The organism is Streptomyces regalis, assembly GCF_001509475.1.
Lineage (GTDB): Bacteria > Actinomycetota > Actinomycetes > Streptomycetales > Streptomycetaceae > Streptomyces > Streptomyces regalis.
The window spans coordinates 40,277-54,635 of the sequence record NZ_LLZG01000288.1; the positions used below are offsets into that span (position 1 = coordinate 40,277).

Sequence of the window (14,359 nt, forward strand, 5' to 3'; positions counted from 1 at the left end):
TGGCGAGCCCGGTGATTCGACTGCGTGTCCGCTGGTTAGAAGACTGGAAGTGTTTCCGCGGCCGGGACCGAAAACCATCGGGAACGTGCTGTGATCGTGAACACCGTGTTGTGCGGGGCCGTAGTGCTGGATACTGCGGGCAGCCGCTGCCGGTGACCGGTGCCGGACGCGGTGAGCTGGAGGGGACGGTTCGCGTGAGCGAGATACCAGCGAAGGCCACGGAGTCCGAGGACCCGTCGGACGGCGCGAGGGCGAAGGCCACGGGAGAGCGGCTTACGGGAGAGCGGCTTTACGACACCCAGGTCTCCCATGACACACAGGCCTCGGACGAGTTCCGCCCCGGCGACGCCGTCTGGCAGAGCAGTCCGCCCGGCTCGATCTACGACTACATCAAGGTCGCGTCCTTCTCCATCGGCCCCGACGGCCTCGTCGACCAGTGGAGCCTGCGCGCCGAGCAGCTCTTCGGCATCCCCGCCGAGCGTGCCGTCGGCATGGACCCCATAGCGGCGTTCATCGACCCGGACCTGCGCGAGCAGGGCCAGCGCAAGATGGCCGAGATCCTCGACGGGCGGGAGTGGACCGGCGTGGTCCCCTTCCGGGCGCCGGACGGCTCCGACGGAGAGCGCGGCAAGGACGGTCTCGCCGAGGTGTACGTCATGCCGACGCGGACGGAGGACGCCGAGAAGGCCGCCGTGTGCATCGTCGTCGACGTCCGCACCCTCCGCCGCATCGAGACCGACCTGGCCGCCTCGCAGTCGATTTTCGGTCAATCTCCGTTCGGCTTCGTGCTGATCGACCCCGAACTGAAGGTCCGCCGCGTCAATCACCGGTTCGCCTCCCTCTTCGGCGGCACACCGGACGACCACCGCGGTCGCGGCGTCCACGACTATCTGCCCCGCCCCGAGGCCGAACGGGTCGCGGCCACCCTGCGCCGCGTCCTGGAGAGTGGCAACTCCATCACGGACATGCACGTCACGGGCTTTCTGCCCGGCTCCGACGAGCGCCGTCACTGGTCCATCAACCTCTACCGGGTGCACAGCGGCAGCGGCCGCCCCATCGGCATCGCGTGGCTCGGAATCGACATCACCGCCCGTCGCGCCGCCGCCCGGGAGGCCGCCGCCGCCCGGCGCAATCTCGCCCTGCTGAACGAGGCCGGTGCCCGCATCGGCAACTCCCTCGACCTGGAGACCACGGCCCGCGAACTCCTCGACGTCGTCGTCCCCGGCTTCTGCGACCTGGCCACGGTCGACCTCTACCAGGGCCTGCTGGCCGGCGACGAGACGCCGCCCGGCCTCGCCGACGGCAGCGCGGAACTGCGCCGCGTCGCCTTCGCCAGCGCCGTCTCCGACGCGCCCTTCGTCGGCGGCGGTGCCGCCGTCGCGGTCGGCGCCGTGCACCACTACCCCTTCAACTCGCCCTGCGCGGACGCCCTGCGCACCGCCCGGCCGCAGCACGTGCCCGGCGAGGAGGGCGGCCTCGTCCAGTCCACGCTCGCCGTGCCGATGGTCGCCCACGACACGGTCGTGGGACTGGCGCAGTTCGCCCGTACGAAGGGCAGCGAGCCGTTCGGCGACCGGGACCGCGAGCTGGCGGTCGAACTCGCCGCACGTGCCGCGGTCTGCATCGACAACGCCCGCCTGTACCGGCGCGAGCACGAGCGCGCGCTGATACTGCAACGGTCCCTGCTCCCGCCGGGGGACCCGGTCGCGTCCGGCCTGGACATCGCGTGCCGCTATCTGCCGGGCAACTCCTCCTCCGACCGGCCCAGCGAGGTGGGCGGCGACTGGTTCGACGTCATCGAACTCCCCGGCCACCGGACGGCGTTGGTCGTCGGGGACGTCATGGGCCGTGGCCTGCGTGCGGCCGTGGCGATGGGCGAACTCCGTTCGGCCGTACGAACGCTGGCGTTGCTGGACCTCGAACCGGCCGAGGTCCTCTCGGCGTTGGACGAGATCGCGCGCGGCCTGGGCGCGCCCGGGGGCGTCCAGCAGGCCACGCGTGCGGCCCGCCGGCCCCGTGAGGCGGATCTGTCCGAGGTGTACCTGGCGACGTGCGTGTACGCGGTCTACGACTCCGTCACCCGCCGCTGCACCTTCGCCAACGCCGGGCATCTGCCGCCGGTCCTCGTCGAACCCGGTGAGGCGGCGCTGATGCTGGACGTGCCGCCGGGGATGCCGCTGGGCGTGGGGGGAGAGCCGTTCGAGGAGGTGGAGGTCGAGCTGCCGGAGGGTGCGCTGCTGGCGCTCTACACGGATGGACTGGTCGAGTCCCGCGACCACCCGCTGGACGAGGGGCTGCAGGCCTTCGTGGGCGCGCTCACTGATCCCACCCGGCCCTTGGAGGACGTCTGCGACCACGTCCTCAACACCCTCGACAGCCACCACGGCGAGGACGACATCGCGCTGTTGATGGCCCGCGTCCAGGGGCTGCCCGCGGAGTCGGTCGGGGACTGGACGCTGCCGCGCGAGCCGCGCAGTGTGGGGCGGGCCCGGGAGTACGCCCGCGGGCAGCTGCTGTCGTGGGACCTGGAGCCGCTGGTCGACACGACGGAGCTGCTGGTGAGTGAGCTGGTCACCAACGCCCTTCGCTACGGCGAGGGCGAGATCAGACTGAGGCTGCTGCTGGACCGCACGCTGGTGTGCGAGGTCTGGGACTCCGGGCTGGTCCAACCACGCCGGCGGCGTGCCCGTGACACGGACGAGGGGGGCCGGGGGCTGCAACTCGTCGGTCTGCTCAGTGCGGCGTGGGGCTCGCGACGTACGCCGCGTGGGAAGACGGTGTGGTTCGAACTGCCGTTGCCGGACGGGGAGAACGGGCTCACGGATCCGGCGGAGGCGTTGCTGAGCCTGTTCTGAGCGGGCCGGGAGGGTCCTCGCCCCCGCCGCCCCTACCCGTCCCATCCTGAAGGGGCTCCGCCCCTTCGACCCCGCCAGGGGGCTGCCGCCCCCTGGACCCCTGCTTCGGCCCTGAACGGGCCTCGTCCTCAAACGCCGGACGGGCTGAATTATGCGGACCGGCGCTGAGAAGCGAAGGCCCCAGCGGGTGGGTGGGGGTTAGGGATGAGTGGGCTCACGCGCCAGGCCCGCCTCCTCGCCGATCCCGTGTGCGAGGCCCGCCGAAGCTTGCCGGAGCCCCGCCCAGCAGGACGCCGCCGAGGACCGCTCCGGCGAGCCCGCCGGCGTCCTCGCCGGGGCCGTCCATGGGGTGGCCGTGCATGCGTACGTCCTGGTCGGCCAGGTCGCGGGCCTGCTGGGCCAGGGTGTCGGCCGTGAGGAGGTCGGCGAGCTCCCGACGTGGGTCCCGGCCGGACGCCGGGGCCGTGAGCAGGCGCCGGGCCTCCGCCAGGCGGGTGCGGGCCTCGCTGCCCACCGCAGCCCGGTGCGCCGCGATCACGTCGTCCGCATCGGCGACTGCACTGCGCGCGCACACCAGCGCGGCGGCCGGAAGTACGCCGGCCCGCCCCGCGACGACCGGCCCGACGGCCCGCACGATCCGCCGCAGCAGGTCGAGGGGGTCGTACGGCCGGGTGGTCAGCTCTTCTCGTACGGCGGCCAGGACGAAGTCGGCATGGGTGACGCGGGCGCGCAGCTCACCGGGAGGGATGTCTGCGTGCGCGGCTCCGAGCCCTGCCCGGGACTCCCGCGCCCCGGCGATCTCCACCTCCGCGCCCGTCAGCGTGGCCGGAACCATCGCCGCGGCCGTCGCGAGCTCCCCGGCGAGCCGGTCGATGCCGTCGATGAAGACGGCGGCCTGGGCGATGGCGCCCTCGGCGGACCGCAAATGGCCCGCGGCCCGCCCGTTCTCGCCCGAGTCGGCGCTCTGGCGGGCTTGGTTGAGGCGGGTCGTGGCGAACACCAGCCGGTCCTTGGCCTGCTCGACGTGGCCCACGACGGCGGCGACGGCCGAGTGAGCGTACCGCTCAGCGAGGCCGCGGACAGCCGCGTCGGCACCGCCGGTACGCCCGGCCAGCGCCCGGAACCGGGCCTCCGCGACGGCCAACGCCTCGCCCAGCCCTCCGCCCAGGCCCGCCTCCAGCCCGCGCACCTGGTCGAACGCAGCGGCCTGCGCATCCAGCAACCGCCCCGTCTCCTCCGCCCGCCCGACGATCCCCGCCAGCACATGCCGCCGAGCCGCGTCCTCCACCGGAACCCCGCCCTCGTACTGCCACCGCATCCGAAACGCGACCGCCAGCTCGGCCTCGGCGTCCCGCAGAACCCGTACGAAAGGCTCGATGTCCGCCTCCTTGAGCGAGGCGTCAGGGCGGCGGACGCCGGCGACCCCCACCCGGCCCTCGACACACCCGAACTCCTCCCGACTGACCCGCACCCAGTCGTCGGCCTCGACCAGCACGGCCCGCGCCCGCTCATCGAGTTCCCCGCCCGCCGGCTCCGCGACCTGGACCGGCGCCCCACCCGGCGTCGTCCGCCCTCGCACCCGCCGCCTCCGCCGCAGGAACCCGTACCCCGCGAGCACCACCACCGTGACCACGGCCAGCATCGGCATCACCAGATCGGCGGCGGACGTCTCCCCGACCTCCCCCTGAGCCACCGCACCGGCAACGGGCCGCTCCGCACCGCCCGCAACAGGCCCTGCGCCCGCCATCGTCATCCCGGGCAACACCAGCCACGCCACCCCGACCAGCCCACCCACCAGGGCATGCACGACCCGCACCGATATGTGCGAGGCCCCACGCCGCGGCCGGCCCCGGATCAAGGATGACGTCACATTTCGGAGCGTATGGGCAGGAATGTGGCAGCGCGACCGGGGTGGGTCGGCGCCTTTACGGAATCCATTACGGAATCCATGCGCGGCATGGTGCTACGAAGACCGCCTCCTGATCTTCGACCCCAGCCACACCAACGGGTCGTACTTGCGGTCGACGGCCCGTTCCTTCAGAGGGATCAGCGCATTGTCCGTGATCTTGATGCCCTCGGGGCAGACCTCCGTGCAGCACTTGGTGATGTTGCAGTAGCCGAGACCGTGTTCGTCCTGGGCGGTCTTCTTGCGGTCCAAGCCGGTCTCGCTCGCCGCGTCCAGCGGGTGCATGTCCAGCTCCGCGACGCGCATCAGGAAGCGCGGGCCCGCGAACGCCGGTTTGTTCTCCTCGTGGTCGCGGACGACATGGCAGGTGTCCTGGCACAGGAAGCACTCGATGCACTTGCGGAACTCCTGCGAGCGGTCCACGTCCTCCTGCATCATGCGGTACTCACCGGGGGCCAGGCCCTCCGGCGGTACGAAGGACGGGACCTCGCGCGCCTTGGTGTAGTTGAAGCCGACGTCCGTGACCAGGTCCCGTACGACGGGGAAGGCGCGCAGCGGCGTGACGGTGATCGTCTCCTCCCGGGTGAAGACGGACATCCGCGTCATGCACATCAGCCTCGGGCGCCCGTTGATCTCGGCGGAACACGAACCGCACTTGCCCGCCTTGCAGTTCCAGCGGACGGCCAGGTCGGGGGCCTGGGTGGCCTGGAGGCGGTGGATGATGTCCAGGACCACCTCGCCGTCGTTCACCTCGACCTTGAAGTCCTCCAGGCCGCCGCCCTGCACATCGCCCCGCCACACCTTGAAGCGGGCCTCGTAGCTGCTCACTGGTAGAGCTCCTCTTCGGCGAGGTACTTGACCAGCTCCTCCTTGTCGAAGAGAGCGAGCAGGTCGGGGCGGACGGGGTCGGTGGTCTCGCGCAGCAGGGTGATCTGGCCGTGTTCCGGGTCCGTGGCCGCCAGACCGCCCGTCGGGTCGGCGAGCCGGCACAGCAGATTGATGTTGCGCCACTTGCGGTCCATCGTCGGATGGTCCTCGCGGGTGTGGCCGCCCCGCGACTCCGTGCGCTCCAGCGCCGCCCGCGCCACGCACTCGCTGACCAGCAGCATGTTGCGCAGGTCGAGTGCGAGGTGCCAGCCCGGGTTGAACTGGCGGTGGCCTTCGACTCCGGCCCGGCGGGCACGTACGCGCAGATCCGCCAGCTTCTCGAGCGCCTGCTCCATCTCGCCTGCGCGGCGGATGATGCCGACGAGGTCGTTCATGGTCTGCTGGAGTTCCTGGTGGAGGGTGTACGGGTTCTCCGGCGGACGCCCGTCGTCCACACCCCCGGCCGGACCCTCGGCCGAGAAGGGGCGCAGCGCCTCCGCGGCGGCCGTGTCGATCTGCAGGTCGCTGACCTCGGGGCGTTCGAAGGCCCGCGCGGCCGCGTACTCGGCGGCGTGCCAGCCCGCCCGGCGGCCGAAGACCAGGAGGTCGGAGAGCGAGTTGCCGCCCAGCCGGTTCGAGCCGTGCATACCGCCGGCCACCTCACCGGCCGCGTACAGGCCGGGCACCCCGCGCGCGGCCGCCGTGTCCGACTCGACCGCGATGCCGCCCATGACGTAGTGGCAGGTCGGCCCGACCTCCATCGCCTCCGCCGTGATGTCCACGTCCGCCAGCTCCTTGAACTGGTGGTACATGGACGGAAGGCGACGGCGGATGACCTCCGCCGGCATACGGGTGGACACGTCCAGGAAGACCCCGCCGTGCGGGGAGCCCCGCCCCGCCTTCACCTCGGCGTTGATCGCCCGCGCCACCTCGTCACGAGGGAGCAGCTCCGGAGGCCGCCGGTTGTTGTCCGGGTCCTCGTACCAGCGGTCGCCCTCCTCCTCCGACTGGGCGTACTTCTCCTTGAAGACGTCGGGGATGTAGTCGAACATGAACCGCTTGCCCTCGGAGTTGCGCAGCACCCCTCCGTCGCCGCGCACCGACTCCGTGACCAGGATGCCCTTCACCGACGGCGGCCAGACCATGCCCGTCGGATGGAACTGCACGAACTCCATGTTCAGCAGCGGCGCACCGGCCAGCAGCGCCAGCGCGTGGCCGTCGCCCGTGTACTCCCACGAGTTCGACGTCACCTTGAAGGACTTGCCGATGCCGCCCGTCGCGATGACGACCGAGGGGGCCTCCAGCACGAAGAAACGGCCCGTCTCGCGCTCGTACGCGAAGACCCCGGAGACCCGGCTGCCGCCCGCGGCGGAGCCGCTGTCAGACGCAGTGAGGATCCTCGTGACCGTGCACTCCTGGAAGATCTTCAGGCGGGACTCGTAGTCGCCGGTCTCCTTCTTGTCCTGCTGCTGCAGCGAGACGATCTTCTGCTGGAGCGTGCGGATCAGCTCCAGGCCGGTGCGGTCGCCGACGTGTGCGAGGCGCGGGTACTCGTGGCCGCCGAAGTTGCGCTGGGAGATACGGCCGTCCTTCGTACGGTCGAAGAGCGCCCCCCAGGTCTCCAGCTCCCACACCCGCTCCGGCGCCTCCCGCGCGTGCAGCTCGGCCATCCGCCACTGGTTGAGGAACTTGCCGCCGCGCATGGTGTCGCGGAAGTGGACCTGCCAGTTGTCGTGCTCGTTGGCGTTGGCCATGGCCGCCGCGATGCCGCCCTCGGCCATCACCGTGTGCGCCTTGCCGAACAGCGACTTGCAGATCACGGCCGTACGGGCGCCCCGCTCGCGTGCCTCGATCGCCGCACGCAGGCCCGCGCCCCCGGCGCCGACCACGACGACGTCCCACTCCTGCCGTTCGACCACGGACATCTGTTCAGTCCCCACTCACGATTAGAAGAAGCGCGGATCGTCGAAGACCCCGGACGAGATGAGATAGACGTAGAAGTCGGCGAGCGCCACGCTCACCAGCGATGCCCAGGCGAGCAGCATGTGGCGGGCGTTCAGCTTCCCGATCCACTGCCACATCCGGTAGCGCACCGGGTGTTTGGAGAAGTGCTTGAGCTTGCCGCCGACGATGTGCCGGCAGGAGTGACAGGAGAGGGTGTACGCCCAGATCAGCACGATGTTGACGACGAAGACGAGGGTGCCCAGGCCCATGTGGCCCCACTCGTAGTTCTCGTCGCGGAAGGCGAGCACCGTGTCGTACGTCAGGATCCCGGCGACCGGGATCGCGGCGTAGAAGAAGTACCGGTGGATGTTCTGCAGGATCAGCGGGAAGCGGGTCTCACCGCTGTACTTCTTGTGCGGCTCCGCCACCGCGCAGGCCGGGGGCGACATCCAGAAGCCGCGGTAGTAGGCCTTGCGGTAGTAGTAGCAGGTCAGGCGGAAGCCGAGCGGGAAGATCAGGATGATGATCGCGGGGGAGATGCCCCACCAGCTCCCGAACAGGTCCCAGTTCGGCCCGGCGCGCATGGGCTCGCAGTTCTCCGCCAGACAGGGCGAGTAGAACGGGGAGACGTACGGCGCCGCGTAGTAGTCCGCGTTGGCGAAGGCCCGCCAGGTCGAGTACACGATGAACGCCAGCAGACCGGCCGCGGTGGCGGCCGGGGCCAGCCACCAGCGGTCGGTCCGCAGGTGCGGGGCGGTGATCGCGGCGCGCGTACCGGTTCGTACGCCGCCGCTGTTCAGATGAGGTTCCGTACCAGTGGCCAATGCATGACTCCGGTCGGGTGTGGGTTCTCAGGGGATCTCAGGGGGCGTGGCGGTCCCGGGCGCCGAGACCTTCGTCATCCGTGTCGATCCACAGAGAGTCGTCGTACGGCGTGTCGGGGATGGTGACGAGCTCGGGTTTGCGTTGCGTGGTCGGGCTCGCGGCCGACTCCCGCAGCAGCGCGACGCTCTCGCGCAGATGGTTGGCGTCGGTGCGGACGCGGCGCATCTCCAGCCCGGCGGTGCCGAGCTGCTTCTCCAGGCGGCCCACGGACCGCGACAGGTCGTCGAGGCAACGCTGGACAGCTGTCAGGTCGTCTTGCACGGACATGACGTGACCTCACTTCCGTGGGCCCTTCGGCCCTGGGTGGCAACGTTCATGCGCCTGCGAGTGTTGCGCGTCACACCTGTCGCTGTGAAGGGATGTGCAGCGATTGGCGGATTGCATGCCTCCGACGCGCGCCTGCATGCGCTCTGTGTACGCCGGGGGAGCTGAAGGAGTGCGCGGGCGCGTTGCTCCACCCGCGTGGGAGTGCGTTGCTCCACACGGGTGGCCTTGCGCGCCCTCGCCGCCGTGTCGTCTCCGCCTGGCGAACCCTTTCCCCTTCAGTGGGGGGCCGTAGATCTGATCAACTCCAAAATACCGCCAAATGTGATCAGAACGCACTTATTGTCACCGGCGGGAGCTGCTCCCCGGAGGTACCAGAGATGTCCTACGACGTCGGACCCAGGCCTGGTCGCAGCGCGGTCATGCGCTCGGTCGCCTTCCTCGCAGCGGGCGTGCTCGCGGTGCCCGCTCTCGCCGGTTGCAGCGACCCGGACCCCGCCGGAAAGCCGCTGGCCGGGCAGGACATCGAGCCGGCCGCCCGGACCCTGATCGCCGACGGCGGCACACTGCGGTGGGCCGTGGACGCCGTACCGGAGACGCTGAACACCTTCCAGTCGGACGCCGACGCGACCACGACCCGGATCGCGCAGGCCACCCTGCCCTCGATGTTCCGGCTCGACGAGAGCGGGCGGCCGGAGCGCAACCCGGACTACCTGGAGTCCGCCAAGATCGTCGAGACGGAGCCCAAGCAGGTCGTCCTGTACAAGCTCAACCAGCAGGCCGTCTGGAGCGACGGCCGAGAGATCGGCGCCGCCGACTTCGCAGCCCAGTGGCGGGCCCTGTCCGGCAAGGACAGTGCCTACTGGACCGCCCGCAACGCCGGCTACGACCGCATCGAGAAGATCGAGCGCGGCGACAACGACCTGGAGGTGCGGGTCACCTTCGAGCGGCCGTACGCGGACTGGCGGTCGCTGTTCTCGCCGCTGTACCCGAAGGAGGTCATGGGCACGCCGGACTCCTTCAACGACGGGGCGCGGCGCAAGCTCAAGGTCAGCGCCGGGCCGTTCGCCGTGAAGAAGATCGACCGGGCGGGCGACGAGGTCCGGCTCACCCGCAATCCCCGCTGGTGGGGGCAGCCGGCCAAGCTGACCGAGATCGTGCTGCGGGCCGTGCCGCGCGACGAGCGGGCCGCCGAGCTGGCGGCCGGACGGCTCGACCTCGCCGAGATCGACCCCTCCGCTGCCCGGCGCATCGCGCTCGCCTCGCCTCCCCGGGGTGCGACCGCCCGTGCCACCGGTACGGCGCTGATGGGCCCGGAGCGGGGCCGGACGACCACCAAGGAGCCCCGGCAGCAGGTGGCGTTCCGGGGCTTCGAGGTACGGAAGTCCCTGGAACCGGCGTACACCCAACTCGCCCTCAACGGTGCCGACGGTCCCCTCGCCGACGAGCGGGTGCGGCGGGCCGTGGCACGCGCGCTCGACCGCAGGGAGCTGGCGAAGCTGGTCCTCGCCCCGCTCGGCCTGCCGACCGAGCCGGTCGGCAGCCATCTCGCGCTGTCCGGCCAGGCCGCGTACGCCGACAACAGCGGCGCGATCGGCGACCAGGACACGAAGGAGGCACAGGCGCTGCTGGCGGACGCGGGGTGGGTGCAGGGCGGGCCGATCAAGGAGCAGAAGGAGAAGAAGGGGGAGAAGGCGGCCGGGGCGGAGGGGGAGAAGGCCGGGAAGGGCGAGAACGGCGAGAAGACCGAGAAGGCCGGCAAGACCGAGAAGGCCGGCAAGAGCGAGAAGAGCGAGAAGAGCGAGAAGGACGAGAAGGGCGAGAAGGCCGACAAGAAGTCGGAGTCCTCGTCGGAGTCGAACTCGGAAGGCGGGGACGACGGGACGTACATCGTCGGGGAGGACAACAAGGCGGACGGCGGCGAGGGCCGCGACGGGGAGCACCTCGCCCAGGACGGCAAGCAGTACGGCAACAAGCAGGTGCAACAGGGCGGGGCGCCCGGCGCGTACGCTCCGCAGGGCACCGCCGCTCCCGCGGGTGTGGCAGCGCGGCCGCTGGCGAAGGACGGCAAGCCGCTGACGCTGCGTTTCGTGGTGCCGTCGGGGGAGGGCTCTCAGACGCTGCGCACGGTGGCGGACCGGATCGGCCTCATGCTGGAACGGGTCGGTATCCGGACCGAGATCACCAAGGTCGCGGACGAGAGCTACTTCAAGGACCACATCGCGTCCGGCCAGTACGACCTCGCCCTGTACTCGTGGCCCGCCTCCGCCTACCCCGCCACCGACGCCCGGCCCATCTACGCCAAGCCGGTCCCGGCCGCCGACGGTTCCCTGAACGTCGAGCAGAACTACACGCGGGTCGGCACCGACCAGGTCGACCAGCTCTTCGACCAGGCGATCGCCACGCTCGACGAGTCCGAGTCGCGCTCCCTGATCCGCAAGGCCGACTCCCGCATCTGGGCCGCGGCCGGCTCGATCCCGCTGTACCAGCGCCCCCAGCTGACAGCGGCGAAGAAGAACGTCGCCAACGCGGGCGCCTTCGGCTTCCGGACACCGGTGTACGAGGACATGGGCTTCCTGAAGAAGGGCGCGAAGCCGTCACCGAGCGCGTCGTCGGGCGGCTGAGATCGCCGTACCTCAGAGGTCGCTCAAAGCCCTTGCCGCCCCCGCCCGGCGCCCGCACCATGAGTCCAACAGTGATCATGGTGCGGGCGCCGACCACGTCCGCCCAACGGGGGAGAGGTACCGATCATGCGAGGTACGGCACGACGGACCTGGACGGCGGGACTGGCCACGGTGGCGCTGGCGGCGGGGCTCACGGCCTGCACCGGCGACGCGAAGGACGAGTCCGAGAGCAGCGGCAAGAGCGACAAGGCCGTGGTGAAGGCGTGCGCCGACGGCACGTTCACGTGGAGCGGCGTCCGGAGGACGGACCGGCTGACCGGGGTCTCCGAGGCCCAGCGAGTCGGGGACGACGGCACGATGAACGTGAAGCTGGAGCGGGTGTACACCCCGAAGCCGGCCGTACGGGCCGAGGGGCCGGCCGTGTCGCCGGCGGAGGTCCTCTTCTCCCTGGGCAAGAGGATCGGCGAAATCGACTCCGACGCCCGCACTCTGGCGGAGGTGAGCGGCGAGACCTATGCCTTCACCGATGTGCACCTCGCGGCGCCGGAGCTGGACAGCGGCCTGTCCAAGGTCACCGGCCCGGGAGAACTCGTGGAGTACGCCGGGGTGCGGGAATGGGAAGGTGACTTCCGCTACACCTGCTCCGGCGGAGAGACCACCACCGGCCACGCGAGGAACCGGACCGTAGACATCGGTGGAGCCCTCTCCTGCCAGGAGTCCGTCGACGGTGACGGCCTCGCCCTCCAGGCCGCCCTCCGCTCCTGTGCGGAAGGCTCCCCGGCCATCGGGAAAGCCTGATCCCATCCGCCCGGCGAGCCCCCGCCACCGCGGCCCCGTACCATGGGGTGAGGCCGTGGCGTGTCAAGCCCGGCAGGGCCCGCGTCACACAGACGTACGCGCAGGCCATCCTCACACTCCGGGAGAACGCCGCACTATGGCCACGCGCCACGACATCCGCAACGTCGCTATCGTCGCCCACGTCGACCACGGCAAGACGACCCTTGTCGACGCCATGCTGAAGCAGGCCGGTGCCTTCGCGGCGCACGCCGCCGAGTCGCTCGACGACCGCATGATGGACTCGAATGACCTGGAGCGTGAGAAGGGCATCACGATCCTGGCCAAGAACACGGCCGTGAAGTACCACCCCAAGGATGGCGGCGACGTCATCACCATCAACATCATCGACACCCCGGGCCACGCCGACTTCGGTGGCGAGGTCGAGCGCGGTCTGTCGATGGTGGACGCGGTGGTCCTGCTGGTGGACGCCTCCGAGGGCCCGCTGCCGCAGACCCGCTTCGTGCTGCGCAAGGCGCTGCAGGCCCGCCTGCCCGTCATCCTGTGCATCAACAAGACGGACCGCCCCGACTCCCGCATCGACGAGGTCGTGAACGAGGCCTACGACCTCTTCCTCGACCTCGACGCCGACGAGGACCAGATCGAGTTCCCGATCGTCTACGCGTGTGCGCGTGACGGTGTGGCCTCGCTGACCAAGCCCGAGGACGGCACGGTCCCGCAGGACAGCGACAGCCTGGAGCCGTTCTTCTCCACGATCCTGTCGCACGTCCCGGCTCCGGAATACGACGAGGCGGCCCCGCTCCAGGCGCACGTCACCAACCTGGACGCGGACAACTTCCTCGGCCGTATCGCGCTGCTGCGCGTCGAGCAGGGCGAGCTGCGCAAGGGCCAGACCGTCACGTGGATCAAGCGTGACGGCACGATGTCCAACGTGCGCATCACCGAGCTGCTGATGACCGAGGCGCTCACCCGCAAGCCCGCCGAGGTGGCCGGCCCGGGTGACATCTGTGCCGTCGCCGGTATCTCGGACATCATGATCGGCGAGACCCTCGCCGACCCCGAGAACCCGATCCCGTTGCCGCTGATCACGGTCGACGAGCCGGCGATCTCCATGACCATCGGTACGAACACCTCGCCGCTGGTCGGCCGTGGCGGTACCGGCAAGGGCGCCGACAACAAGGCCGCGGTCAAGGACCGCAAGGTGACTGCCCGTCAGGTCAAGGACCGCCTCGACCGCGAGCTGATCGGTAACGTCTCCCTGCGCGTGCTGGACACCGAGCGTCCGGACGCCTGGGAGGTCCAGGGCCGCGGTGAGCTCGCGCTCGCCATCCTGGTCGAGCAGATGCGCCGTGAGGGCTTCGAGCTGACCATCGGCAAGCCGCAGGTCGTCACCAAGCTCGTCGACGGCAAGGTGTACGAGCCGGTCGAGCGCATGACGATCGACGTGCCCGAGGAGCACATGGGCGCGGTCACGCAGCTCATGGGCGTCCGCAAGGGCCGGATGGACAACATGTCCAACCACGGCTCGGGCTGGGTCCGCATGGAGTTCGTGGTGCCCTCCCGCGGTCTCATCGGCTTCCGGACCGAGTTCCTGACGCAGACGCGCGGTACAGGCATCGGCCACTCCATCCACGAGGGTCACGAGCCCTGGTTCGGCGCCCTGCAGACCCGTAACAACGGCTCGCTGGTCGCCGACCGCGCCGGTGCCGTCACCGCGTTCGCGATGACGAACCTCCAGGAGCGCGGCGTGCTGTTCACCGACCCGGGCACCGAGGTGTACGAGGGCATGATCGTCGGCGAGAACTCGCGCTCCGACGACATGGACGTCAACATCACCAAGGAGAAGAAGCTCACGAACATGCGGTCGTCCTCGGCCGACTCGTTCGAGGCGATCGTCCCGCCGCGCAAGCTCTCCCTGGAGCAGTCCCTGGAGTTCTGCCGCGACGACGAGTGCGTCGAGGTCACCCCGGAGGCGGTCCGTATCCGCAAGGTGAACCTGGACGCCCGCGAGCGCGCCCGCGCCGCGAGCCGCGCCAAGCACGGCTGATCATCGGGTAGTTGAGCCCGGGTTCCCCGACATGGGGGAACCCGGGCTTTTTCGCGCTTTGACGACCCTCAGCTGTGACTCAATCGAAATTGAAAAGACGGTAGTCGGTGGTTGGCTCATGGCAGATAGTTAGCGGCAAGCTCGGGCCAGACGTCTGTACACCCACACCTGT

The 14,359-nt window shown here is 70.4% G+C and carries 9 protein-coding genes; 4 read left to right on the forward strand and 5 right to left on the reverse strand.

Annotated features, from left to right (window positions below):
• Window positions 1-194: 194 nt before the first annotated feature.
• Window positions 195-2,855 (forward strand): SpoIIE family protein phosphatase, encoded by a 2,661-nt coding sequence (locus ADL12_RS26460; protein WP_062705912.1) that lies wholly within the window; start codon window positions 195-197, stop codon window positions 2,853-2,855.
• 214 nt (window positions 2,856-3,069) lie between these two features.
• Here the strand turns inward: ADL12_RS26460 and ADL12_RS26465 are convergent, their stop codons facing one another.
• The 5 genes from ADL12_RS26465 to ADL12_RS26485 form a co-directional block, all read right to left on the reverse strand.
• A complete protein-coding gene (locus tag ADL12_RS26465; protein WP_062705914.1) occupies window positions 3,070-4,725 on the reverse strand; it encodes a hypothetical protein in 1,656 nt (551 codons plus the stop codon).
• Between the two features lie 93 nt (window positions 4,726-4,818).
• Window positions 4,819-5,589, reverse strand: coding sequence for a succinate dehydrogenase/fumarate reductase iron-sulfur subunit (locus tag ADL12_RS26470; protein ID WP_062705916.1), 771 nt, complete (start codon window positions 5,587-5,589; stop codon window positions 4,819-4,821).
• A complete protein-coding gene (locus ADL12_RS26475) occupies window positions 5,586-7,553 on the reverse strand; it encodes a fumarate reductase/succinate dehydrogenase flavoprotein subunit (protein ID WP_062705919.1) in 1,968 nt (655 codons plus the stop codon). The genes ADL12_RS26470 and ADL12_RS26475 overlap by 4 nt, the downstream gene beginning before the upstream one ends.
• Window positions 7,554-7,574: 21 nt before the next feature.
• The gene (locus ADL12_RS26480; protein WP_062705922.1) at window positions 7,575-8,396 is read right to left on the reverse strand and encodes a hypothetical protein; all 822 of its coding nucleotides are present in this window, start codon (window positions 8,394-8,396) and stop codon (window positions 7,575-7,577) included.
• 37 nt (window positions 8,397-8,433) lie between these two features.
• Window positions 8,434-8,724: a hypothetical protein gene (locus ADL12_RS26485; RefSeq protein ID WP_062705926.1), complete on the reverse strand. Its 291-nt coding sequence runs from the start codon at window positions 8,722-8,724 to the stop codon at window positions 8,434-8,436.
• A 377-nt stretch (window positions 8,725-9,101) separates the two neighbouring features.
• Here ADL12_RS26485 and ADL12_RS26490 point away from each other — a divergent pair, with 377 nt between their 5' ends.
• The 3 genes from ADL12_RS26490 (at window position 9,102) to typA (ending at window position 14,187) form a co-directional block, all read left to right on the forward strand.
• A complete protein-coding gene (locus ADL12_RS26490) occupies window positions 9,102-11,345 on the forward strand; it encodes an ABC transporter family substrate-binding protein (RefSeq protein WP_062705929.1) in 2,244 nt (747 codons plus the stop codon).
• 126 nt (window positions 11,346-11,471) lie between these two features.
• Window positions 11,472-12,143: a hypothetical protein gene (locus tag ADL12_RS26495; RefSeq protein WP_062705932.1), complete on the forward strand. Its 672-nt coding sequence runs from the start codon at window positions 11,472-11,474 to the stop codon at window positions 12,141-12,143.
• Between the two features lie 136 nt (window positions 12,144-12,279).
• A complete protein-coding gene (gene typA / locus ADL12_RS26500; protein ID WP_062705935.1) occupies window positions 12,280-14,187 on the forward strand; it encodes a translational GTPase TypA in 1,908 nt (635 codons plus the stop codon).
• Window positions 14,188-14,359 lie beyond the last annotated feature (172 nt).

Excerpts from the sequence above, each read along its gene's own strand:
- ADL12_RS26475 (WP_062705919.1), bottom strand. The coding sequence starts at position 7,553 with ATGTCCGTGGTCGAACGGCAGGAGTGGGACGTCGTCGTGGTCGGCGCC.
- ADL12_RS26485 (WP_062705926.1), bottom strand. The coding sequence starts at position 8,724 with ATGTCCGTGCAAGACGACCTGACAGCTGTCCAGCGTTGCCTCGACGAC.
- ADL12_RS26490 (WP_062705929.1), top strand. The coding sequence starts at position 9,102 with ATGTCCTACGACGTCGGACCCAGGCCTGGTCGCAGCGCGGTCATGCGC.
- ADL12_RS26495 (WP_062705932.1), top strand. The coding sequence starts at position 11,472 with ATGCGAGGTACGGCACGACGGACCTGGACGGCGGGACTGGCCACGGTG.
- typA (WP_062705935.1), top strand. The coding sequence starts at position 12,280 with ATGGCCACGCGCCACGACATCCGCAACGTCGCTATCGTCGCCCACGTC.